Annotated in this window: 24 protein-coding genes; 9 read left to right on the top strand and 15 right to left on the bottom strand. The window is 73.0% G+C overall.

The genetic code is table 11. The annotated features are described in order from the left end of the window. Positions 1 to 119: 119 nt before the first annotated feature. The 14 genes from ABD249_RS14760 to ABD249_RS14825 form a co-directional block, all read right to left on the bottom strand. A complete protein-coding gene (locus ABD249_RS14760) occupies positions 120 to 1,196 on the bottom strand; it encodes a hypothetical protein (RefSeq protein WP_344344804.1) in 1,077 nt (358 codons plus the stop codon). A 117-nt stretch (positions 1,197 to 1,313) separates the two neighbouring features. Then, on the bottom strand, positions 1,314 to 2,312 hold the full coding sequence (locus ABD249_RS14765; RefSeq protein ID WP_344344805.1) for a magnesium and cobalt transport protein CorA: 999 nt from the start codon (positions 2,310 to 2,312) through the stop codon (positions 1,314 to 1,316). Between the two features lie 58 nt (positions 2,313 to 2,370). Next, positions 2,371 to 2,997, bottom strand: a complete 627-nt coding sequence (locus tag ABD249_RS14770; RefSeq protein WP_344344806.1) for a hypothetical protein — start codon at positions 2,995 to 2,997, stop codon at positions 2,371 to 2,373. Positions 2,998 to 3,006: 9 nt separating this feature from the next. After that, a complete protein-coding gene (gene map / locus ABD249_RS14775; protein WP_344344807.1) occupies positions 3,007 to 3,810 on the bottom strand; it encodes a type I methionyl aminopeptidase in 804 nt (267 codons plus the stop codon). Then, complete coding sequence (locus tag ABD249_RS14780; RefSeq protein WP_425546350.1) at positions 3,807 to 4,199, bottom strand: Fur family transcriptional regulator; 393 nt, start codon at positions 4,197 to 4,199, stop codon at positions 3,807 to 3,809. Before ABD249_RS14780 ends, map begins: the two co-directional genes overlap by 4 nt. 5 nt (positions 4,200 to 4,204) lie before the next feature. Further along, positions 4,205 to 5,044, bottom strand: a complete 840-nt coding sequence (locus ABD249_RS14785) for a metal ABC transporter permease (protein WP_344344809.1) — start codon at positions 5,042 to 5,044, stop codon at positions 4,205 to 4,207. Then, positions 5,041 to 5,895: a metal ABC transporter permease gene (locus ABD249_RS14790; RefSeq protein WP_344344810.1), complete on the bottom strand. Its 855-nt coding sequence runs from the start codon at positions 5,893 to 5,895 to the stop codon at positions 5,041 to 5,043. The genes ABD249_RS14785 and ABD249_RS14790 overlap by 4 nt, the downstream gene beginning before the upstream one ends. Before the next feature lie 2 nt (positions 5,896 to 5,897). Next, positions 5,898 to 6,716, bottom strand: coding sequence for a metal ABC transporter ATP-binding protein (locus ABD249_RS14795; RefSeq protein WP_344344811.1), 819 nt, complete (start codon positions 6,714 to 6,716; stop codon positions 5,898 to 5,900). Continuing rightward, positions 6,713 to 7,861 carry a metal ABC transporter substrate-binding protein gene (locus tag ABD249_RS14800; RefSeq protein WP_344344812.1) on the bottom strand — a complete coding sequence of 383 codons (1,149 nt, stop codon included), beginning with the start codon at positions 7,859 to 7,861 and terminating at the stop codon, positions 6,713 to 6,715. Before ABD249_RS14800 ends, ABD249_RS14795 begins: the two co-directional genes overlap by 4 nt. Positions 7,862 to 8,203: 342 nt before the next feature. Next, complete coding sequence (locus ABD249_RS14805) at positions 8,204 to 8,971, bottom strand: SDR family oxidoreductase (RefSeq protein WP_344344813.1); 768 nt, start codon at positions 8,969 to 8,971, stop codon at positions 8,204 to 8,206. Beyond that, positions 8,968 to 9,756, bottom strand: a complete 789-nt coding sequence (locus ABD249_RS14810) for a triose-phosphate isomerase (protein WP_344344814.1) — start codon at positions 9,754 to 9,756, stop codon at positions 8,968 to 8,970. The genes ABD249_RS14805 and ABD249_RS14810 overlap by 4 nt, the downstream gene beginning before the upstream one ends. Continuing rightward, positions 9,753 to 10,559 carry a sugar phosphate isomerase/epimerase family protein gene (locus tag ABD249_RS14815; protein ID WP_344344815.1) on the bottom strand — a complete coding sequence of 269 codons (807 nt, stop codon included), beginning with the start codon at positions 10,557 to 10,559 and terminating at the stop codon, positions 9,753 to 9,755. The genes ABD249_RS14810 and ABD249_RS14815 overlap by 4 nt, the downstream gene beginning before the upstream one ends. Positions 10,560 to 10,616: 57 nt before the next feature. Continuing rightward, positions 10,617 to 12,089, bottom strand: a complete 1,473-nt coding sequence (locus ABD249_RS14820; RefSeq protein ID WP_344344816.1) for an FGGY-family carbohydrate kinase — start codon at positions 12,087 to 12,089, stop codon at positions 10,617 to 10,619. Between the two features lies 1 nt (position 12,090). Continuing rightward, a complete protein-coding gene (locus ABD249_RS14825; RefSeq protein ID WP_344344817.1) occupies positions 12,091 to 12,588 on the bottom strand; it encodes a YjbQ family protein in 498 nt (165 codons plus the stop codon). Between the two features lie 139 nt (positions 12,589 to 12,727). Here ABD249_RS14825 and ABD249_RS14830 point away from each other — a divergent pair, with 139 nt between their 5' ends. Continuing rightward, entirely contained in the window at positions 12,728 to 13,660 is a 933-nt protein-coding gene (locus ABD249_RS14830) for a LysR family transcriptional regulator (protein ID WP_344344818.1), read from the top strand. 126 nt (positions 13,661 to 13,786) lie between these two features. Beyond that, the gene (locus tag ABD249_RS14835; protein WP_344344819.1) at positions 13,787 to 15,334 is read left to right on the top strand and encodes an APC family permease; all 1,548 of its coding nucleotides are present in this window, start codon (positions 13,787 to 13,789) and stop codon (positions 15,332 to 15,334) included. A 70-nt stretch (positions 15,335 to 15,404) separates the two neighbouring features. Here ABD249_RS14835 and ABD249_RS14840 read toward each other — a convergent pair whose 3' ends face one another. Further along, the gene (locus tag ABD249_RS14840; protein ID WP_344344820.1) at positions 15,405 to 16,751 is read right to left on the bottom strand and encodes an APC family permease; all 1,347 of its coding nucleotides are present in this window, start codon (positions 16,749 to 16,751) and stop codon (positions 15,405 to 15,407) included. Positions 16,752 to 16,988: 237 nt separating this feature from the next. Here ABD249_RS14840 and ABD249_RS14845 point away from each other — a divergent pair, with 237 nt between their 5' ends. From ABD249_RS14845 to ABD249_RS14875, 7 genes are all read left to right on the top strand, one after another. After that, the gene (locus ABD249_RS14845; protein ID WP_344344821.1) at positions 16,989 to 17,558 is read left to right on the top strand and encodes a DnaJ family domain-containing protein; all 570 of its coding nucleotides are present in this window, start codon (positions 16,989 to 16,991) and stop codon (positions 17,556 to 17,558) included. An 11-nt stretch (positions 17,559 to 17,569) separates the two neighbouring features. Then, complete coding sequence (locus tag ABD249_RS14850; RefSeq protein WP_344344822.1) at positions 17,570 to 17,935, top strand: hypothetical protein; 366 nt, start codon at positions 17,570 to 17,572, stop codon at positions 17,933 to 17,935. Between the two features lie 86 nt (positions 17,936 to 18,021). Continuing rightward, positions 18,022 to 18,411 carry a hypothetical protein gene (locus tag ABD249_RS14855; protein WP_344344823.1) on the top strand — a complete coding sequence of 130 codons (390 nt, stop codon included), beginning with the start codon at positions 18,022 to 18,024 and terminating at the stop codon, positions 18,409 to 18,411. 101 nt (positions 18,412 to 18,512) lie between these two features. Beyond that, complete coding sequence (locus ABD249_RS14860) at positions 18,513 to 18,944, top strand: MarR family winged helix-turn-helix transcriptional regulator (RefSeq protein WP_344344824.1); 432 nt, start codon at positions 18,513 to 18,515, stop codon at positions 18,942 to 18,944. 44 nt (positions 18,945 to 18,988) lie between these two features. Further along, entirely contained in the window at positions 18,989 to 19,411 is a 423-nt protein-coding gene (locus ABD249_RS14865) for an organic hydroperoxide resistance protein (RefSeq protein WP_344344825.1), read from the top strand. Position 19,412: 1 nt separating this feature from the next. Beyond that, positions 19,413 to 19,865, top strand: a complete 453-nt coding sequence (locus ABD249_RS14870) for a DoxX family protein (protein WP_344344826.1) — start codon at positions 19,413 to 19,415, stop codon at positions 19,863 to 19,865. 35 nt (positions 19,866 to 19,900) lie between these two features. Then, entirely contained in the window at positions 19,901 to 20,878 is a 978-nt protein-coding gene (locus tag ABD249_RS14875) for a zinc-binding dehydrogenase (protein ID WP_344344827.1), read from the top strand. Positions 20,879 to 20,885: the final 7 nt, after the last annotated feature.

Raw genomic sequence — 20,885 nt, forward strand, 5'->3', positions numbered from 1 at the left:
CCACTTCCCCCTCGAAAGGGGGGTTGGGATGCGCCGTGCGGCGACGCCACACAAACGACCATCCTACGACACGCCCGGCGGGACGCGCTACCGCGGGCTCGCGACCGTGCGAGCGAGGCTCACGCCGGCGGACGCCCCCATGGCTGCTGCGGGTCCTGCGGCGCGGGCTGCATCGGATTCGGCACCTGCTGCGGTGCCTGCTGCTGCGGCTGCGGCCAGCCCTGCTGCGCGCCGCCCTGGCCAGGCCACCCCTGCTGCGCGCCGCCCTGGCCAGGCCACCCCTGCTGCCCGCCGGGCTGCGCCCAGCCCTGCTGCGCTCCCGGCTGCGGCGCCCATCCCTGCTGCGGGCCGGGCGCGGGCCATCCCCGCCCGGCGTCCGGCAGCGTCGCGGCCGGCACGAGCGCCGGACGAGGCTCGAGCTGCCTGCGGCTCCAGTACAGGAGGATCGTGACGCACGCCGCGAGCGCGGCGAGCACGACGATCGCGACGGTGCAGCGCCAGTAGAGGTCGCCCACCTCGATGCCGAACGGCGTGATCGCGAGGTGCAGGGTGAGCAGCACGCCCGCGAGGCCGAGCAGGACCGCGGCGACGACGCCCACGACGCGCGACACGGCGAGCATGCCGCGGCGCCCGAGCGCGATGAGCGCCCACGCGCCGGCGGCAGCAGCCCGCACGACGACGAGGGCGAGGAGGTAGACGCCGATGAGGCGGATGCCGAGCGGCGGCTCGTACTCGTACGCGTACGGATCGTAGGAGCCGGCGTGCTCGACGCTGCGGACGTCGACCCACGTGGCGAGCATGAGGATCGCGAGCAGGTACACGTTCGCGGTGACGCCGATGACGAGCGGCAGCGCCGAGCGGCGAGCGAGCGCGAGGTCGAGGGCGAGGAGCGCCGTGAAGCCGAGGAAGGCGATGACCGTCCAGACGACGCGTGGCGCCTGCGTCTCGATGTCGCCGATGAAGATGAGCACGATCGTCAGCAGCGTCACGAGGGTGAGCAGCACGATCCCGACGAGCAGCACGGGCTGGATGCCGAGCACGCGCCTCGGCGGCCGCCCGCCGGACGGAGCCCCGGGCGCCTGCCCCGGCGCGTGCCCCGGCGCCTGCCCCGGCGCGTGTCCCGGGCCGTGGCCGAGCGCGGCCCCGGCCGGCTGCGGTGACATGGGCTGCTGGCGGCGTGCTGCATCGTCGGTCATGACCGTCCTCTCGACGACGTCAGCCCATCACGCGCGCCTCCGCGGGGGCTGCGAGCCGTGCATGGATGGACGTTCGACGCTCCTGTGGAGAGGCTGCGCGTCAGGCCGGCGGGGCGATCAGAGCCAGCGCTTGAGGCGGAAGGCGAGGTAGAGGCCGACGCTCGTCGCGGCCATGAGCCCGAGCGCCATCGGGTAGCCGAACGTCCAGTCGAGCTCGGGCATGTGCTCGAAGTTCATGCCGTACACGGTGCCGACGAGGCTCGGCGCGAAGAGGATGGCAGCCCATCCGGAGATCTTCTTCACGCTCTCGTTCTGCGCGAGCGCCGTCTCCGTGTGGCGCTCGGTCACGAGCGTCGCGTTGACGGTGAGCGCGTTGTGCAGCACGGCCCGGAAGGATGCGGCGCGCTCGTTCACGCGGATGACGTGGTCGAGCACGTCGCGCAGCGAGCGCCGCAGCTCGACGTCGACGGCGTGCTGGTCTGCGCCGTCGCGCAGCGCCTCGAGCATCGCCACGAGCGGCGTCGTGGCGCGCTGGAAGCTCACCACCTCGCGCGCGAGCTCGTAGATGCGGCGCGCGAGGCCCGTGTCGCCGCCCTGGAAGAGGGCGTCGTCGATCTCGTCGATGTCCGCCTGCAGGCCGCGCACGACGGGGGCGTAGTCGTCGACGACCTGGTCGAGGATCGCGTACAGCACCGCCTCGGGGCCGAGGCGCAGGAGGTCGGGCGCCGTCTGCATCCGGGCGCGCACGGCGGCGAGGTCGGGGCCCTCCGCATGCCGCACCGTCACGACGAAGTCGGCGCCGACGAAGACGTGCAGCTCGCCGAACTCCACCGTCTCGCGCTCGTCGACGTACCGCGCAGGACGCAGCACGACGAACAGGGTGTCGCCGTAGCGCTCGAGCTTGGCCCGCTGGTGCCCCTCGAGCGCGTCCTCCACGGCGAGCGGATGCAGCGACAGCTCGGCCGCGACCTGCTGCAGCTCCTCCTCGGTCGGCCGCAGGAGGCCGATCCAGGCCATGCCGTGCGCGTCGCGCATGTGCTCGAAGGTCTGCTCGAGGCTCGAGGGGTCGTCGATGCGGTGGCCGTCGACGTAGACGGCGTTGTCGATGATGGGCACGGCCTCATCATGGTGCCTCGGCGACGTCCTCGACCGACGTCCTCACGGCATCCGAACGTCAGGGTCCGAACTCGCGCCGCACCTCGGCGACGCCGGCGAGCACGCGCTGCACCGCGGCGTGCAGCCGCAGGCCCTCGGCGGTCCACGCCTCCTCGTCCGGGAGTGGATCCTCGACGTCCCGCTCCGACCAGGCGTCGTTCCACCTGCGGAGGGCGTCGCAGAGCTCGGGAGGCAGTCCGAGCCCGTCGAGCGGCAGCCGGTAGTCGTCGCCGAACGACTCCCAGAGCGGCGAGCCTGGCAACCACTCCGGGAACATGCGGAGGACGCGCAGACCGTTCGGCAGCAGCAGCGGTCGACCCGCTCGCGACCGCGCGGACAGGAGCCTGCTCTGCATCTCGCCGCGGCGACGCCACTGCGCCTGCGTCTCGGGCACACGGGTGTAGTCCATCCCCGAGAGCCAGACGAGACCCTCCTCGCCGCCCGCATCGAGCGCGACGAGCGCGAGCGACCACAGGTGCTCGTCGTGGATCGCCAGCGTGCGCGCTGCGTCGAGCGCCTGCTCCACGGAGGCCTCGGCGACGTCGGTCGTCGAGACGTCGAGGCTCGGCCCGGCGAACACGAAGACGCGATACCGCGCGTCCTCGCGAGCCCACGACGCCTTCGCATCGACCTCGACCCAGCGCATCGCGCAGCCTCAGGCGGCGGCGAGCCCGACGGTCGGCGGCACCTCGTCGGCACGACGCGTGAGCACGACGGGGCCGTCCTCGGTGATGGCGACGGTGTGCTCGGAGTGGGCGGTGCGCGAGCCGTCGGCCGAGCGCAGCGTCCAGCCGTCGGCATCCATGCGCAGCTCGTCGGTGCCCGCCATGACCCACGGCTCGATCGCGAGCAGGAGGCCCGGTCGGAGCGTGTAGCCGCGGCCGGCGGCGCCGTCGTTCGCGACGTGCGGATCCTGGTGCATGGTCGAGCCGATGCCGTGGCCGCCGAACTGGCCGTTGACCGAGTAGCCCGCGCCGCGCAGCACCTCGCCGATCGCGTGGGAGATGTCGCCGATGCGGTTGCCCACGACGGCCTGCGCGATGCCGGCCTCGAGCGCGACGCGCGTGGCGTCGACGAGCGCGACGTCCTCGGGGCGCGTGCCGCCGACGCCGAACGTCAGCGCCGAGTCGCACGCCCAGCCGTCGACGATCACGGCGAGGTCGAGCGTGAGCAGCTCGCCCTGCCGCACGACGCGGTCGTAGGGCTTGCCGTGCAGCACGGCGTCCTCGACGGCGGTGCAGATGTGGAAGCCGAAGGGTCCGCGGCCGAACGACGGCGCGTAGTCGACGTAGCAGGAGGTCGCGCCGGCGTCGCGGATCATCTCGGCCGCCCACGCGTCGATCTCGAGCAGGTTCGTGCCGGGCACGACGCGATCGCGGACGGTCTGCAGGATGCGGCCGACGAGCTCGCCGGCGGGCTTCGCCGCCTCGACCTCGCTCTGGGACAGGATCTCGATCATGCGTCGCCTCCGGGTGCGTGCCGGTCGCAGATGCCGGTGATCTCGATGGTGTGCCGTGCGTCGCGGTAGCCGTGGTCGGCCGCGACCTGCTGCGTCCAGGCCTCGATGCGGTCGGCCTCGAGCTCGATGGTGCGACCGCACTCGCGGCAGATGAGGTGGTGGTGGTGCGTGGGGGTGCACGCGCGGTACACCGTCTCGCCGTCGTGCTGCACGGCGTCGGCGACGCCGTCGGTCTCGAGCGTGGCGAGGGCGCGATACACGGTCGCGAGGCCGACGGTCGAGCCGCCGTCGCGCATGGCGGCGTGCAGCGACTGCGCGGACACGAAGCCGTCGGCCGCGTCGAGCGCGTCGCGCACGGCCTCGCGCTGCTTCGTGGATCGTCGGCGCACGTCGGTCATGATGCGACCACGCTACCGGCGGCGGCCGACGGCGCGGTCGACGCGGGCGCGGCCGAGCGGCGCGGCACGAGGTGGGCGATGCCGACGACCGCCGCGGCGATGAGCGTGATCGCGCCGCCCGCCGACACCGACCACGCCCGGGACACGAGGAGGCCGGAGACGGCGCAGGCGATGCCGATGAGCGGGGCGACCCACAGCATCGTCGTGGCCGAGCGCACGAGGCGGCGCGCGGCGGCCGCGGGCGCGACGATGAGCCCGACGGCGAGGATCGCGCCGAGCGCGGGCATGATCGCGACGACCGTCGCGGCGATGAGCGCGAGCGAGACGGCCTCCGCGCGTGCGGGCCGCAGGCCGGCGGCGCGGAACCCCGCCTCGTCGAACGACGCGAAGAGGAGATGCCTGCCGTAGACGCCGAGCACGATCGCGGCGACGACGAGCACCACGGCGGTGAGCAGCAGGTCGTCGGTCGTCGTCGCGAGGATCGTGCCGGTGAGGAAGGAGCCGACGTCGACGGGCACGTGCGTCGACGTCTCGGCGAAGGATCCGACGGCGAAGCCGGCGGTGAGCATGATGCCGGAGGCGACGGCCGAGCCCTGCGTGGGGATGCGGCCGACGAGCGTCGCCACGAGCACGAGCGCGACGGCGGTCGCGGCGGCGCCGAGCGGGATCGAGATGCCGAGGATCGCGGCGAGCACCGCGCCCGGGAAGGTCGCGTGCGTGAGCGACATGGTGAAGAACGCACGGCCACGCAGCACGACGAGCACCCCCACGAGCCCGGCGAGGGCGCCGGCGAGCACGGCCTCGAGCAGGGCGCGGGTGAAGTAGTCGAGCATCATGCGGTCGCCCTCCGCGCGATGGCGCCGTCGCGCAGCGCCCCGCCTGCGAGCGCCACGAGGTACGCGGCGAGCATCGTGAGGGCGACGATCGACGACGGCGACGCCTGCACGCCCGCCGACGATGCGGCGAACGCGAGCGACATCCCGAGCCACGACGCCACCGCGGCGATGCCCGTGGCGACGATCGCGCCGGGCACGACGCGACGCGTGAGGGCGCGGGAGGCCGCGGCGGGCACGATGAGCACCGCGAGCACGAGCAGGGTGCCGACGGCGGCGGATGCGGCCACCACGACGAGCGCGATCGCGACGTTCGCGACGACGTCGGTGACGCGCACCGGCACGCGGGCGACGCGGGCGGCGTGCTCGTCGAACGCGCGCAGCACCTGCCAGCGCCACGTGACGACGACCGCGGCGACCGCGAGCGCGACGATCGCGACCGAGATGCCCAGCTGCGCATCCGTCACCGTCAGCAGGCTGCCGAAGAAGAACGACTCCATCTGCCCCGCCCACTCCGAGCGCAGCGACACGAGCACGACACCGAGCGAGAAGCATGCGGTGAGCACGATCGCGACGCCCGTCTCGGTGCCGGTGCGACGGGCGACGACGACGAGGATCAGGGCGGCGACGACGGCCGCGACGAGCGCCCCGGGCAGCACGCCCGCGGCGCCGGCGACGATGAAGCCGACGACGAGGCCGGGGAAGACGGCGTGCGTGAGGCCGTCGGAGGCGAACTCGAGCCTGCGCAGGTTCACGACGGTGCCGACGGTGCCCGCGGCGACGGCGAGCACGAGCAGCAGCACGAGCGGCCGCAGCATGAACGGCAGCTGGAAGGGCGTGACGAGGTCGAGCACGATCAGCGTCGGTCGGCGGCGCGCGGGTCGACGTCGTCGCGCGCGCCGTGCTCGCGGTGCGTGTCGTGCTCGTGGCCGTGCTCCGCCGCGTGGTGCTCGGCGGTGGCGAGGGTGTGGCCGTCGATCTCGATCGCGTGGTGCTCGAAGGTCTTGCGCACCTGCTCGAGCGTGAGCACGCATCCCGTGACGTCGAACGCGATCTGCTCGCGGTCGATGAGGAGCGTGCGCTCGCACACGGCGCGCGCGAGCTCGAGGTCGTGGGTCGTCACGACGAGCGCGACGCCCGCCGCCTTGAGCCGCTCGATGGCGTCGAGCAGCGACTGGCGGCTGGAGGCGTCGAGGCCGTTGAAGGGCTCGTCGAGCAGCAGCAGCGCTGGCTCGCCCGCGATGGCGCGCGCGAGGAGGCCACGGCGCTGCTGGCCGCCGGAGAGGTCGCCGAAGCGCGCCTTGCGGTGCGCGGCGAGGCGCACCGTGTCGAGCGCGGCGGCGACGGCCTCGCGGTCGGCTCGACCCGGCCAGCGCAGGCCGAGCCGCGCGGTGCGGCCCTGCATGACGACCTGCTCGAGCGAGATGGGGAAGGCGGCGTCGGTCGTCGTCGACTGCGGCAGCATGCCGATCGCACCCGGCCCCGTCGGCACGTCGAAGCGCTCCGCGTCGTGCGGCACGAGGCCGAGCAGGCCGTCGAGCAGCGTCGACTTGCCCGCGCCGTTCGGGCCGACGAGCGCGACGGCCTCGCCCGGCTCCACCGCGAAGGTCACGCCGGACAGCACCGTGCGCCCTCCCCTGCGGAAGGACGCACGATCGATGCGGACGACGCTCACTCGGCGAGCGTATCCGGCACCGGCAGCGGCTCGACGCCCCACGACTCGACGATGAGGGTCACGTTGTGCACGACGCTGCCCACGTAGGTCGCGCCGGGCGTGCCCTCGGCGCCGAGCGAGTCGGCGTAGAGCGCGTCCTCGCCCGAGTACACCTGCACGTCCGCCTCGCTCGCGATCGTCTCGGCGATCTGGGGGTCGATGCTCGTCTCCGAGAACACGGCGCGCACTCCGGAGTCGCGGATCGCGGAGACGAGGGCGTCGATGTCGGCGGCGCTCGGCTCGGCGTTGTCGTCGAACGACGGCATGACGCTGCCGACGATCGTCATGTCCGTCGCCTCGGCGAGGTACGAGAACGTGTCGTGGTTCGTGACGAGCAGACGCTGCTCGGCGGGCACCTGGTCGATGGAGCCGTGCACCCAGGCGTCGAGCTCCTCGAGCTGCGCGACGTACGCGTCGGTCGCGGCGTCGATCGCGTCGGCGTCCGCGCCGTCGGCCGCGGCGATCGCCGTGCCGATGGTCTCGGCCATGTGCACGACCTGGTGCGGGTCGCTCCACACGTGCGGGTCGGAGCCGCCGTGGTCGTGGTCGTGCTCCTCCTCGGCGTGCTCGTCGGCGGACTCCGACTCGGCGGGCTCGTTGGCGGACTCGGACGCGGCGGGCTCGGCGGATGCTCCGGATGCGGCGGGATCGGCGGACGCCTCGTCGGCGTGCTCCTCCTCCGCGTGCTCCTCCTCGGAGTGCCCCTCCTCGCCGTGCTCGTGCCCCTGTCCCTCGTGAAGGTGCACGTCGGCGGATGCGTCGACGAGCTCACCGTCGAAGCCCGAGGCCTCGATCGTGTCGTCGAGCCACTCCTCGAGCCCCGCGCCGTTGATGACGAGCACGTCGGCGTTCGCGAGCGCCGTGAGCGCCTCGGGCGTCGGGTCGTACGAGTGCGCCGACTGGCCCGGCTGCAGCAGCTGCGTCACCTCGGCGTCGTCGCCGACGATCTCGCGCACGACGTCGCCCATCTGCGTCGTCGTCGCGACGATCCGCAGCGAGCCGTCGTCGCCCGCTCCTGCGCCGGCCGACGCCGAGCAGCCCGCGAGGGCGACGGCGGATGCCAGCACGACGGCAGGCAGGGCGATGCGGGTGGAGAGGCGAGGCATGCAGGCGACGCTACTCGCGAATGAGAACCGTTGTCAAAATGCGTGTCCGCTGGAGCGCCCCGAAACCGGGTGCCGCGTCGTTTCGGCCCGAATCGGTTTCGGCGCTGCGTCTCGGCACACGGACGCTCGGCGTGTCGCGACCCGAGCCGTCTCGCCGGCCGGTGTGCCGAAAACGATGGCGGTCTCAACCGGTCGACGCACCACCGGTCACGTTGAGCGAGATCGGCGGTGTCACGCGCGTCGCGGCGCCTCCCGTCCGGCGTCGCGCCCTCGCGATGCAGGGCGCGCAGGCCCGAGGGCCCTCGCGTGTCGCTGGTCGCGAAGGCCCCCGGGAGCTGGTGGTCAGACCGCGGTGTACCCGCCGTCGATGACGATGTCCTGTGCCGTGAGGTAGGCCGAGGCGTCCGAGGCGAGGAACTCCACGAGCCCCGCGAGGTCGGAGGGCTTCGCCATCCGACCCTGCGGGATGCGAGCGACCCAGTCGTCGTGCAGCTGGGGCTCCTCGTCGAGGATCGCCTGCGTGAGGTCGGTGAGCACGTAGCCGGGCGAGATCGAGTTCACCCGGATGCCCGACGCTGCCCACTCGACCGCGAGCGACTTGCCGAGGTGCGACACCGCCGCCTTCGACGCGTTGTAGGACGCCGCCCACTGCGGCACGTTGACGATCGAGCCCGACATCGAGGCGATGAGGACGGCGCTGCCCGGCAGGCCCTCGCGCAGGAGTCCCGCACCGAACGCCTGCGCCGAGAAGAAGGTGCCGGTGAGGTTGACGTCGATCACCCGTCGCCACTGCTCGGCGGTGACGTCGATCGAGTCGCCGTTGATCTCGATGCCAGCGGCGGTGAGCAGCACCTGCGGCGTGCCGAGGCGCTCCGTGGCGGCGGCGAACGCTGCTGCGACGCCCGCCTGGTCGGTGACGTCGACGCGCTGCCCGTACGTCTCGACGCCGAACTCCGAGGCGATCGCGGCTGCGGCGTCCTCGACGGTGTCGAGGAGGTCGAGGACCGCGACCTTCGCCCCCGCCGCGGCGAACGTGCGGGCAAGGGTGAGGCCGATGCCGCGGGCTCCTCCGGTCACGATGGCGGTGCGGCCCTCGAGCGTGCTGGTCATGATGTCTCCTTCGTGGTCGTGCGGGTGTCGCGGATCTGGTGGGGGTGCGCCGAGCCCGCGCGTGCGCGGTCCCAGCCGAGTCGGGTGGCCGCGATGAAGGCGTGCGCGGCGTCGGCGCGGTCGGCGGCCGACGTGCCGGCGCCGCCGAGCACGCCGCTCGTGGATCCGGTGCCGTCGGCGCCAGCCGCCATGATCGCCTCCGCGATCGCGGCCGACGCGACCCCGCCTGCGTGCATCGCGTGCACGCGACGGTCGCCACCTGCGACGTGGATCGCCGCGCTCGACGCCGGGATCCAGGGCCGCACGGCATCCGCGGCATCGGCACCGATGAGCGCGGGTGGTTCGAGGAGCACGACGTCGGGCTGGAGGGCGGCGAAGCGCACCGCATCCGCATCGGTGTCCGCGCAGACGACGGTCAGCAGGCCGACGCCGCGCGCCCGCTCGATCGCGAGCGCGAGCTGCGCGTCGTCGAGCGGGTTCGCGTCGTGGTTGAGCATGACGCCGGCGGCCCCGGCGTCGATGAGCGACTCGGGCGTGACGACGTCCATGCTCGGTCCGAGGCCGGCCGTGCCCATGCCCTGCGCGAGCACGAGCACCCCGGCGCCGAGGTCGTGGACGGGCGCGATCATGGCCGTCGGCACGGTGACGAGCACCGTGACCCCGTGGGTCGCGCCCGCGGCGCCCGCGGCGATCGCGACGGCTTCGATCGCGTCGCGGCGCAGGAGGTTCTTCGGGCCGATCTCGAAGAACGGGGCGGTGATCCCGGCCCTGAGGAGCCCGTTCATGCGCCGATGAGCGCTCGGATGCGGTCGGCCGCGGCCGGCAGCGACACCTCGGGATCGCCCTCGGTGGAGCACTCGAGGTTGACGGTGCCGTCGTACCCGACGTCGCGGAGGGCGCCGAAGATGCCCTGCCAGTCGAGGTGACCGCTCCCGGGCAGGAGGCGGTTGCTGTCGCCGAGGTGGACGTGCGCGATGCGGTCGGCTGCGAGTCGGAGCGCCGCCGGCAGGTCCGCCTCCTCGATCGACATGTGGAACGTGTCGGGCAGCAGCCCCGCGTTCGGGTGGTCGACGGCGTCGACCAGCTCGAGGTTGTGCTCGACGAGGTTCAGGTAGCGGCTCTCGTAGCGGTTGAGCGGCTCGAGCAGCACACGCCCGTCGGAGCCTGCGACGACGTCGAGCATCTGCCGGTAGAAGTCGAGGAACTCGGCCGTCTGCTCGTCGTCGAGGCGGGCGTAGGGCGTGAAGAGCGGCAACGGGTCCTGCGCACCGTACTCGAACTCGATCTCGGTGACGAGGCCGAGCTCCGCGCACGCCTCCGCGGCCTGCAGGTACATGGCGCGGCAGCGGGCTCGCAGGTCGGCGTCCGCATCCATCGCCTTGCCGTAGATGGCGTCGGTGAGCACGAGCTCGACGGGCCGCACCCCGGTGGCGCGCTCGAGGGTGGCGAGCTCGCGGCGCACGGCGTCGCTCCACTCGTCGAGCGGCTGGAAGACGGCGATGGCGTCGTAGCCCCATCGCGCGAGCGACTCGGCCTTCTCGGTGAGGGTCGCGCCGGGCACCATGGGCGACGAGCAGGCGATCTGCATGGGGGTGTCCTCTCGGTCTGGGGTCGGGTCGGGGGTCTCGGGGATGCGGACGGCGGCTCAGCCGAACAGCCGACGGAGCCCGTCGTCGAACAGGCGATAGCGCTCGTCGTGCACGGACGCGTCGCGCGGTCGGTAGCGCGTGACCGTGGGCAGGGCGAGGTCGTCTGCGTCGGCGAGCGTGGCGAGCTCCCCCGCCTCGACGAGCGCCAGCACGGCGGCGCCGCGGCATGTCGCCTCCTCCTCGTCGGGCACGAGCAGGTCGACGCCGCACGCGTCGGCCTTCAGCTGGTTCCAGTGCGCGGATGCGGTGCCACCGCCGGTCGAGACGATCTGGCGGGCCCCGCCGAACGCGTCGACGTTGCGGCGGAGGATGTGCGCGACCCCCTCCTGCACGGCGTAGGCCATGTCGATGCGGTCGTGGGCGAGGTCGAGCCCGAGGAACGCGCCGCGCGCGGAGGCGAAGAGGTCGGGTGGCGCGACGCCCGTGAGGTAGGGCAGGAACACCGGGGCGGACGACGGGCGGACGCGACGGCCGCGTGCGAGGAGCGCCGTCTCGAGCTCGTCGTACGGCATTCCCGCGAGTCCCTCTCGTCGGAACCACTCGAGCGAGATGCCACCGCCATCGACCCCCGAGAACAGCACGACGTCGCCGTCGGCGATCCCCGCGTGGAACGACGCCGAGTGGGCCGGGTCGAACGCGAAGTCGCCTGCGAGCATCGACAGCGACAGCACGGTGCCCGCCGACTCGCTGACGACGCCCGGCAGGTACGAGCCGGTGCCGACCATCGCGCAGAAGTGGTCGAGCGCGCCCACGTTCACCCGCCAGGATGCGGCAGGCGGCATGGCGGCGGCGACGGCCTCCCGCACGACGCCGGCGTCCGCGCCCGCGGCCACCACGGTCGGCAGCTGCTCGGCGGAGATCGAGACGAAGTCGAGCATCGCCGACCACGGGGTGCCTGCGAGCACGTCGTGGAGGTACGTGAAGCCGCGGGTCGTCCGCTCTCCCAGGGCCCTGCCGGTGAGGCGCCGCACCAGGTCGTCCTTCAGCATGAGCACGCGCTCCGTGCGCTCGAGCGCGTCGGGCTCGTGCCGCGCGAGCCAGCGCAGCTTCGCCGCCGGCCACGTGGTCGAGGGTGTCGGCTCGCCGGTGATGGCGAACGCCTCCGCGGCGTCGAACCGCTCGCCCAGCTCGGCGGCCTCGATGCTCGCCCGATCGTCGAGCCACGAGATGGCGGGCCGCACGTCACGGCCGTCGGCGTCGACGAGCACGAGCGACTCCGCCTGCCCGGTGAGCGCGATCACGGCGTGATGGGATCCGGCATCCATGTCGCCCGCGTCCGAGGCCCGCGATGCGCACGAGCGGATGAGCCGCAGCACCGTCTCGAGCAGATCGGGCGCCGACAGCTCGACCCGGTCGCCGGAGCGCACGAGGTCGGTGGGCGCCGATGCGATCGCCAGCCTGCGCAGACGCTCGTCGAACAGCACCACCTTGGTGTTGGTGGTGCCGAGGTCGACGGCGTAGACGCGCATGTCAGCCGCCGACGACCAGCAGGTGCACGGTGCGGGTGCGCGCGCGCACCGCGTCGAGGTCGCCGAAGTAGACGCGGCCGAACTCGCCGAGCAGCAGCGCACCGTCGACGATCGGCACCGTCTCGGATCGGCCGAGGATCGACGAGACGATGTGCCCGTCGGTGTTCAGCCCCCACGACGGGTGCTCGTCGCGCAGCTCGGCGGCGTTGCGGATGTGGATGGGCCCGGGGTGCAGGTACTGCCCCTCGTTGCGAGTCGGCGGCGCGATCTTCGCGAGGACGTTGAGGGTGTCCTGCAGCAGCGCCTGCGTGCCGAAGTAGGTGACGTCCTCCGACTCCTCCTGCAGGATGACGCAGCAGCTCGTGTGCGCCGAGTACGCCACCGCGATGCCGTCGCGCACGTCGCTCGCGGCGACGAACGCCTGCAGCTGCTCGGTGACGTCGAAGAACTCCTGGCGGGCAGGCGTCTCGATCGAGATCGTCGTGTGCTGGCGTGCCATGCGGTCCTCCGGTGAGCGTCGTCGTTCGTCCGCCTCACCATCCCGAGGCGCAGCCGGGAGGGGAAGGTCGAAGGTGCGATGATTCGATAACCGGGGGTTATCAGGCGGCCTCCGGACCGGCATGAGGACGGTGGATGCGATGGCACGGCACGACATCACGCTGCGGCTGCTGCGGTACTTCGACGTGCTCGGCTCGGAGCTCAACTACCGCCGGGCGGCCGAACGGCTGTTCATCTCGCAGCCGGCGCTCTCGGCGGCCATCCGGCAGCTCGAGGGCCACGCAGGCGGACGGCTCTTCGACCGCGACACGCACTCGGTCTCGCTGACCCCCCTCGGCCGCGAGTGGCTGCCGCTCGTGCGCGCCGCCCTGCACGGCGTCGACGACGCGATCGACGCCCTCGCGACGCTCGTCGACGACGAGCACGTGCGCATCGGCTACCTCATCGGCACGGGCGCCGACCTGCTCTTCCAGCTGCTCGAGCATGCGGACCGGGCATTCCCCGGCCTCACGATCGAGACGGTCGAGCACGACTTCTCGGATCCGAGCGCGGGCCTCGCGGGCGGCACCTCCGACATCGCGCTCCTGCGCCCTCCGATCGACGTCGACGCCGTCGAGATGGTCACCGTCGCCGAGGAGTCGTGGGTCGCGTGCCTGCCACGCACCCACCGGCTGGCCGAGCGCACCGAGCTGACGATCGACGAGCTGCTCGACGAGCCGATCGTGGTCGCTCCCGCATCCGCGGGCCCATGGCGCGACTACTGGATGGCCGCGGATGCGCGCAGGGGTCGTCCGGCGAACGTCGTCGCCGAGGCGGCGACGTACGAGGCGGAGACGACGCTCGTCGCCCGCGGCGTGGGCATCAGCTTCACGACGTCATCGCTCGCCCGGCTCTACGACCGGCCCGGCATCCGCTTCGTGCCGATCGTCGATCGACCGGTCAGCCTCACCGCGCTGGCATGGCGCCGCGGGCGGCTGTCGACGTCGGCACGATTGCTGCTCCAGCACATGCTGAGCACGCTCACGAGCGATGACGGTCCTTCGACGCCCGGGCCTCGAGCACCCTCGCGATAACCCCCGGTTGTCAGCCGATAGCGCCTTGGTCCTTCCCGGCACGCGGGGTCGGCGGGTTCACTGCCGACAACGACCCCGGCTGTGGCCACGGCCCCAGCGAAGCGACGAAGCATCGAGGAGCACCCCATGACGGCATCAGCGACGCCTCCCGGCCCTGGACCCGACCTGGCTCCGCCGCCGCGCATGATCGGCGAGGACGAGGATGCCCGGCTCGCCGAGTTCGGCTACGAGCAGCGCCTCGACCGCTCCGTCGGCAAGATCGCGTCGTTCGCGATCGGGTTCTCGACGATCAGCGCCACGACGGCCGTCTTCCTCGGCTTCGGCGCCGGCTACCTCAACGCCGGCTCGCCGTTCATCTGGACGCTGTTCCTCGCGATCCCGGTGTTCCTCGTGTGGACGCTCATCGCCGCGGACGTCGCCGCGAAGATCCCCCTCGCCGGCTACGCCTACCAATGGACGAGCCGCCTCAACGGCTCGAGCTTCGGATGGTTCACCGGGTTCATCGCCCTGCTCGGCTGGATCTGCGGCATGACGAGCCTCGGCTACGTGTTCGCCGGCTACTTCGGCAGCGTCATGGGCTGGGAGCTGACGCAGACGACGCAGATCCTCATCGCCATCGGCGTCGTCGCGGTCTGCGTGCTCATCAACGCGTACGGCGTGCGGCTCGCGACGTTCATCAACAACATCGGCGTCGCGCTCGAGCTCGTCGTGACGATCGTGGTCACCGCGCTGGTCGCGATCGTCGCGTTCAGCGTGCCCGGCAACGCGCAGCCGCTGTCGTCGCTGTTCGAGGGCGTCGCCGGCGACGACGCGACGCCGTACATCGTGGCGTGGTTCGCTGCCGCCCTCGGCCCGTTCTTCGGGCTCGTCGGCGTGGAGGCCGTGGCCGACGTCGCCGAGGAGACGAAGAGCGCCCGAAGGGTCATCCCACGCACGATGTTCTACGCGTTCGCGGCGTCGTGCGTCATCGAGTTCTTCATGTACCTCGTGTACGTGCTGGCGATCAGGGATCCCGCAGCGCTCGAGGGGTCCGCGGCTCCGATCGAGGAGATCATCTCGCAGCAGCTCGGCCCGGTCGTGGCCCGCATCGTGATCGCGGTGGCGCTGACGAACATCCTCGTCTGCCTGCTGGCGAACGTGCTCGTCGGCACCCGCCTGCTGTACTCGCTGTCACGCGACAACATGATGCCGTTCTCGAAGCAGCTGCGGCACATCGCGCCGCGGCGCAAGTCGCCGTCGGCCGCCGTCATCACGCTCGGCGTGCTCTCGGCCCTGCTCCTGCTGTCGGCCCTCGTGTCGTTCCAGGCGTTCAACTACTTCCTGGGCATCGCGTCGCTCGCGTTCTTCACGACGTACGCGCTGCAGACGATCGGTCTGCTCATCGCCGCCAGCAAGGGCCGCATCCCCGCACCGGAGCCGGGCACGTTCGACCTGGGTCGCGCACGCATCCCGGTGCTCGTGCTGGGGCTCGTGATGTTCCTCGTCGTCGAGGCGGCATTGCTCCTCCTGCCGGCGTTCGCCGGCAACGGCGCCGTCTTCGCCGGCATCGTGGCCGTGGGGGCAGCGTGGTGGCTGCTGGTGCTGCGGAAGCGCATCGCCTCGGGCGAGGCGGGTCCGCACTACGCGAAGGAGCACCCGGACGCCGGCGCGGAGGTCACGATCCGCACGCCGTAGTCCGAGGACGCGAATGCGCCGGGCGGTCGCGCCCGGCGCATTCGCATGCGTCGCCGCCGGCGCGGCATGGTCAGGCGCGGTCGCCCGCGCTGCCCCGAGCACGCTGCACGAGGCGCTGGATGCCGAACAGCAGCGCGCCGCCGGCCAGGAGCGCCCCGCCGAGCAGCCACACGCGCGGCGACTGCTGCGTGAGCAGCAGCACGCACGACGCGACCCCGAGGATCGGCACGATGCGCCAGACGCGGAAGTGCGCATGCTCGACCCGATCGCGTCGCAGCACGAGCACCGCGACGTTCGTGCTGATGAAGACGACGAGCAGCAGGAGCACGACGGTCTCGGCCAGCAGCGCGAGGTCGCCGAGCGACGTGAGCAGCACGGCGACGAGCGTCGTCGCAGCGATCGCGACCCAGGGCGTCTGGCGGCGGGGCAGCACGCGCGACAGCGGCGAGGGCAGCAGCCCCTCCCCCGCCATGCCGTACGCGACCCGGCTCGCCATGATCATCGTCAGCAGCGCGCCGTTCGCGACCGCGACGAGCGCGATGGCGCTGAACAGCCACGCCGGCACGCCCACGCCGGTGGCCTGCACGACAGCGAGCAGCGGCCCCGAGGACGCCGCGAGCTCGTCGACGGGCAGCGCCACGGCGCTCGCCACGCCGATGAGGGCGTAGAGGATGCCGGCGACGAGTAGCGAGCCGAACAGCGCACGCGGGTACACGCGGCTGGGGTCGCGCACCTCCTCGGCCACGTTCGCCGACGTCTCGAACCCGACGAAGGAGTAGTAGGCGATGATCGCGCCGCCGAGGATCGCGGTGCCCGGTGCGACGTCGGGGCGCAGCTCGAGCGCACGGCCTGGCTCGCCGCCTCCGGCGCCCACCATGATCGCGACGGTCACGAGCACGAGCAGCAGGCCGGTGAGCTCGATCGCGGTCATGCCGACGTTCGCGCCGAGCGACTCGCGGATGCCGCGCGCGTTCAGCAGCGCGACGAGCACGAGGAAGGCGATCGCGGCCGGCACCGCCGGCACGTCGAGGAAGGTCGAGAGGTACTCGCCGGCGAAGGCGAGCGCGAGCCCGGCGGCGCTCGTGACGCCCGCGGCGAGCATGCAGAAGCCGACGAGGAAGCCGACGAGCGGCGTGCGGTACGCCCGTTGCGCGAACACGGCAGCACCACCCGCCTTCGGGTACTTCGTCACGAGCTCGGCGTACGACCCGGCGGTGAGCAGCGCGAGACCGAGCGCGACGAGCATCGCGATCCAGATCGCACCGCCGACCTCGCCGGCCAACGTGCCGGTGAGGGCGTAGATGCCCGCCCCCAGCACGTCGCCGAGGATGAAGAGGAACAGCAGCGGGCCGGTGATCCGCCTCGCGAGGCCGGGCTTCGCGGCGTCGGCGTCGCTGTCGGTCGTCGTGGCTGCCATGGGTGCTCCTCGGGTGCGGCGGCGTGGGGTCGCGGACGGGCGGCCGAGCGGTGTCGACTGCGGCCGCGACAGGCTCCCACCCACGACCGCGCCCGCGCACCCGGGGGGCGTGGAGCCGCAGGATGCGGTAGTGGGCGGGCGGCGTCACGCCGTCGGTCGCGCAGAGCCGCGGTGCGCCGTCGACCCCTGGCGAGCGGCGATCGGCCGGTCGTAGCCTGGTCGGCGAGGAGGTGCCCGATGACCGAGGATCCGCGGCTTCGCGCGGCGCGCTACCGGATCGGCGTCGACGACGGCCCGGCCGACCCGGAGGCACCCGTGCCGACGGCAGCCCAGCGGGCTGCCTACGTCGAGACGGCTCTGCAGCAGGCGATGCGGCGCGGCGAGTTCGACGATCTGCCCGGCGCCGGCAAGCCGCTCACCGACCTCCTGGAGGCGGCGCACGATCCGAACTGGTGGATCCGTCGGAAGATCGAGCGCGAGCAGCTCACGGGGCTCGCGCCGCCCGCGCTCTCCCTCCGGACCGAGGATGCCCAGCTCGATGCGCGCCTCGACCGGATGCACCGCGAGGCCGACGTGCGAGCGGCGCTCGAGGACTTCGACCGCCGCGTCATCGAGGCCAGGCGACAGCTGCAGGGAGGGCCACCGGTCGTCACGCAGCTGCGGGACGTGGATGCCGAGGTCGCGGCGTGGCGGGATCGCCGCGCGCAGCGGCAGCGCGACGCCGACGAGGCGGCCGCGCGCGCCGCCGCGGAGCACCGGGCGACGCCGTGGTGGCGCCGCCGACGGTCGCGCCGGTCGTCGGAGTGACGCGTCGCCCGATGATGCGCACGACTGCTGCACGGCATCCCGCCACCACCGTCGTCGTCACGGGCGTCGGGCTGGTCGGCGTCGGATTCGGCACCCTGCTGACCGCGGCACCGCGCAGGGGTGGCCGCTGGCTGCGCCTGGACGCGACGAGCATCCGCCGGCGACGCACCCTGGGCATCGTCGACCTGACGCTCGGCGTCGCCATCCTCGGCATGCGAGGCTCGCGACGCCGATGGCTGCCGCTCGCCGCGCACAGCGTGATGCACCTCCCCTACGCCCGCGAGTATCTGCGCGACAGACGACCGGTCGGCGCGGCCGTCATGTGCGGGCTGCTCGCGTTCGACGCGGTGGTCGCCGTGGCAGCACGACCGCGCTGACACGCGCCCCGCCGGCCTTGGCGCGCCACGCGTCGACGTCGTACGTTCGAACGCATGTTCGAACGGGGGTCACGCGGGGGCGCATCGTGCCCGAGCTGAGCGTCGAGCCCAGCGAGTGGGTCGTGATGGTGCACCGGCGCGCGTACGCCGTCATCCGACGCGTGACGATCGCCGGGGACGACGGCTTCTGGCGCGTGGTCACCGGCGAGGACGATCGATCGCGACGGCGCCTCATCGGCTACTGGGGCTCGCTCGAGGAGGCGGCGCACAACGCGCTCGCGTACGTCGAGCATCGACTGCCGAGCGCGTGGATGGCCACGGGCACGTCGACGTCGGTCGTCCCGCGCGCCGCGACGCCGCAGAGGCCGCTCCCTGGACGCTCGCCCGGCGAGCCGGGCATCGGCCCTGGCACCATCCCGCGCGGCCTCGACACCGTGTGGGGGCCGTCTCGCCGCGATCGTCGGGCGCAGCGGTGACGTCGTGGCCGACCGAGGGCCGCCGCTCCTCGCGTCGTCGCGATGCGCCCGGGCAGCATCGAACGGTTGTGCACGATTTGATTGCGTGCAATGCTTCTTCCATGGCCGTGACCGACGAGATGCTGTGCTTCGCGCTGTACGCCGCGACGCGTGCGACGACGCAGACCTATCGCTCGCTCCTCGAGCCGTGGGGGCTCACGTACCCGCAGTACCTCGTGCTCGTCACCCTCTGGGTCGAGGGGCCGCAGACCGTGAGCGGCCTCGGCGAGCGCATGCAGCTCGACAGCGGCACGCTCTCGCCGCTCCTCAAGCGCATGGAGGAGGACGGCCTCGTGCAGCGCGCGCGCAGCACCGCCGACGCGCGCATCGTCGAGGTCGCCCCCACCGAGCGCGGCATCGCCCTCCGCGGCGAGCTCGCCCACGTGCCCGCCGCGATCGCCGGCGCGATGGGCGTCGTCGGCGACCGCGACGACGAGCGCCTGCTCGCGCGGCTGCACGACCTGACGGCGTCGATGCACGCCGCCCGCGCCTGACGCCCCCACCCGACTTCCCATCCCGACATCCCAGGAGGATCACCATGGACGTGCTCTACACCGCTGAGGCGCTCTCGACCGGCGCAGGCCGCGACGGCAAGGTCTCGACCCCCGACGGCCGCCTCGGCCTCGACATGGCCGTGCCCGCCGAGATGGGCGGATCGGGCGAGGGCTCGAACCCCGAGCAGCTCTTCGCCGCCGGCTACGCGGCGTGCTTCCACTCGGCGCTGCAGGGCGTCGCCCGCGCGCAGAAGGTGCGCATCGCCGACTCGAGCGTCGGCAGCCGCGTGCACATCGGCCCCGACGGCTCCGGCGGCTACCGCCTCGCCGTCGAGCTCGAGGTCGTCATCCCCGACGTGCCGCACGAGCAGGCGCAGGCGCTCGCCGACGCCGCCCACCAGGTGTGCCCGTACTCGAACGCGACGCGCGGCAACATCGACGTGACCGTCACGGTCTCGGACGACTGACGTGGCCGACGCGCGCGACGACCGCCTGCACGGGCGCCGACCGGCCCAGACGATCGTGCGCGTCCTCATGGGCGTCGCGCTCGTGGGCGCGGGCATCGCCCACCTGACCGTCGCGCGCGACGACTTCCAGGCCCAGGTGCCCGAGTTCGTGCCGCTCGACCCCGACGTCACGGTGCTCGCATCGGGTGTCGTCGAGATCGCGCTCGGCTCCGCGCTCGTCGTCGCCAGGAGGCGGCGCACGATCGTGGGCGCCGTCGCGGCGGCGTTCTTCGTCGCCATCTTCCCCGGCAACGTCGCGCAGTGGGTGCACGGACGCGATGGCTTCGGCCTCGACACCGATGCCGCCCGCCTCGGCCGCCTCTTCTTCCAGCCGCTGCTCGTCGCGGGCGCCCTGTGGTCCACGGGCGCCGGGCACACGCTGCTCGCGCGCCTCCGCGCCCGCCGCAGCCGCTGATCCATCCCATCCACCGCTTCCGAGAGGAGCACCCCATGCGTGCAGTCGTGCACGAGACCTTCGGCGAGCCCGAGGACGTCCTCACCGTCGCCGAGCGACCCACCCCGGAGCCCGGCCCGGGCCAGGTGCGCGTGCGCACCCTGCTCGCCACCATCCACAACCACGACCTCTGGACGGTGCGCGGCACCTACGGCTTCGTGCCCGAGCTGCCCGCCGCGAGCGGCACCGAGGCCGTCGGCGTCGTCGACGCGCTCGGCGAGGGCGTCGACTCCCTCGCCGTCGGCGACCGCGTCATCACCGGCGGCACGTTCGGCGCCTGGGCGGAGCACTTCGTCGCCGACGCCTCGTCGCTCATCCCCGCGCCCGACGGCCTGCCCGACGAGGCGGCCGCACAGCTCGTGGCCATGCCGTTCAGCGCCGTGAGCCTGCTGCACGACCTCGACCTCGAGCCCGGCCAGTGGATCGTGCAGAACGCCGCCAACGGCGCCGTCGGCCGCATGGTCGCGCAGCTCGCCGAGGCGCGCGGCGTGCACGTCGTCGGCCTCGTGCGGCGCGCCGCGGCGATCGACGAGCTGCGCGAGGCAGGCATCGAGCGCATCGTCGCGACCGAGGGCGACGACTGGCGCGAGCAGGTGACCGCGATCACCGGCGGCGCCCCGATCGTCGCCGGCGTCGACTCCGTCGGCGGCGCATCGGCCGGCGACGTGCTCTCGGTGCTCGGCGAGGGCGGCACGCTCATCGCGTTCGGCGCGATGGACTCCCCCGTGCTCGAGCTGCGCTCCGGCGACCTCATCTTCAAGCAGGCGACCGTGCGCGGCTTCTGGGGCGCGGTCGTGAGCCGCACCATGGATGCGGCCACGAGGCAGGCGCTGTTCGGCGAGCTCGCGGAGCGCATCGGCCAGGGCGTGCTCACGCTGCCGGTGTCGGGCATCCACGCCTTCGAGGACGTGCGCGACGCCGTGCGCGCCAGCATGACGGCCGGCCGCGTCGGCAAGGTGCTGCTGCGTCCCTGACGCACCC

The sequence above is a fragment of the Agrococcus versicolor genome (assembly GCF_039531815.1).
In the GTDB taxonomy this organism is placed as follows: domain Bacteria; phylum Actinomycetota; class Actinomycetes; order Actinomycetales; family Microbacteriaceae; genus Agrococcus; species Agrococcus versicolor.

Coding starts and splice junctions, on each gene's coding strand:
- ABD249_RS14815 (WP_344344815.1), bottom strand. CDS start 10,559: ATGCAGATCGCCTGCTCGTCGCCCATGGTGCCCGGCGCGACCCTCACC.
- ABD249_RS14865 (WP_344344825.1), top strand. CDS start 18,989: ATGGACGTGCTCTACACCGCTGAGGCGCTCTCGACCGGCGCAGGCCGC.
- ABD249_RS14820 (WP_344344816.1), bottom strand. CDS start 12,089: ATGCGCGTCTACGCCGTCGACCTCGGCACCACCAACACCAAGGTGGTG.
- ABD249_RS14875 (WP_344344827.1), top strand. CDS start 19,901: ATGCGTGCAGTCGTGCACGAGACCTTCGGCGAGCCCGAGGACGTCCTC.
- ABD249_RS14800 (WP_344344812.1), bottom strand. CDS start 7,861: ATGCCTCGCCTCTCCACCCGCATCGCCCTGCCTGCCGTCGTGCTGGCA.
- ABD249_RS14810 (WP_344344814.1), bottom strand. CDS start 9,756: ATGAACGGGCTCCTCAGGGCCGGGATCACCGCCCCGTTCTTCGAGATC.
- map (WP_344344807.1), bottom strand. CDS start 3,810: ATGATCGAGATCCTGTCCCAGAGCGAGGTCGAGGCGGCGAAGCCCGCC.
- ABD249_RS14805 (WP_344344813.1), bottom strand. CDS start 8,971: ATGACCAGCACGCTCGAGGGCCGCACCGCCATCGTGACCGGAGGAGCC.
- ABD249_RS14770 (WP_344344806.1), bottom strand. CDS start 2,997: ATGCGCTGGGTCGAGGTCGATGCGAAGGCGTCGTGGGCTCGCGAGGAC.
- ABD249_RS14760 (WP_344344804.1), bottom strand. CDS start 1,196: ATGACCGACGATGCAGCACGCCGCCAGCAGCCCATGTCACCGCAGCCG.
- ABD249_RS14830 (WP_344344818.1), top strand. CDS start 12,728: ATGGCACGGCACGACATCACGCTGCGGCTGCTGCGGTACTTCGACGTG.
- ABD249_RS14840 (WP_344344820.1), bottom strand. CDS start 16,751: ATGGCAGCCACGACGACCGACAGCGACGCCGACGCCGCGAAGCCCGGC.
- ABD249_RS14860 (WP_344344824.1), top strand. CDS start 18,513: ATGGCCGTGACCGACGAGATGCTGTGCTTCGCGCTGTACGCCGCGACG.
- ABD249_RS14785 (WP_344344809.1), bottom strand. CDS start 5,044: ATGATGCTCGACTACTTCACCCGCGCCCTGCTCGAGGCCGTGCTCGCC.
- ABD249_RS14845 (WP_344344821.1), top strand. CDS start 16,989: ATGACCGAGGATCCGCGGCTTCGCGCGGCGCGCTACCGGATCGGCGTC.
- ABD249_RS14850 (WP_344344822.1), top strand. CDS start 17,570: ATGATGCGCACGACTGCTGCACGGCATCCCGCCACCACCGTCGTCGTC.
- ABD249_RS14835 (WP_344344819.1), top strand. CDS start 13,787: ATGACGGCATCAGCGACGCCTCCCGGCCCTGGACCCGACCTGGCTCCG.
- ABD249_RS14825 (WP_344344817.1), bottom strand. CDS start 12,588: ATGGCACGCCAGCACACGACGATCTCGATCGAGACGCCTGCCCGCCAG.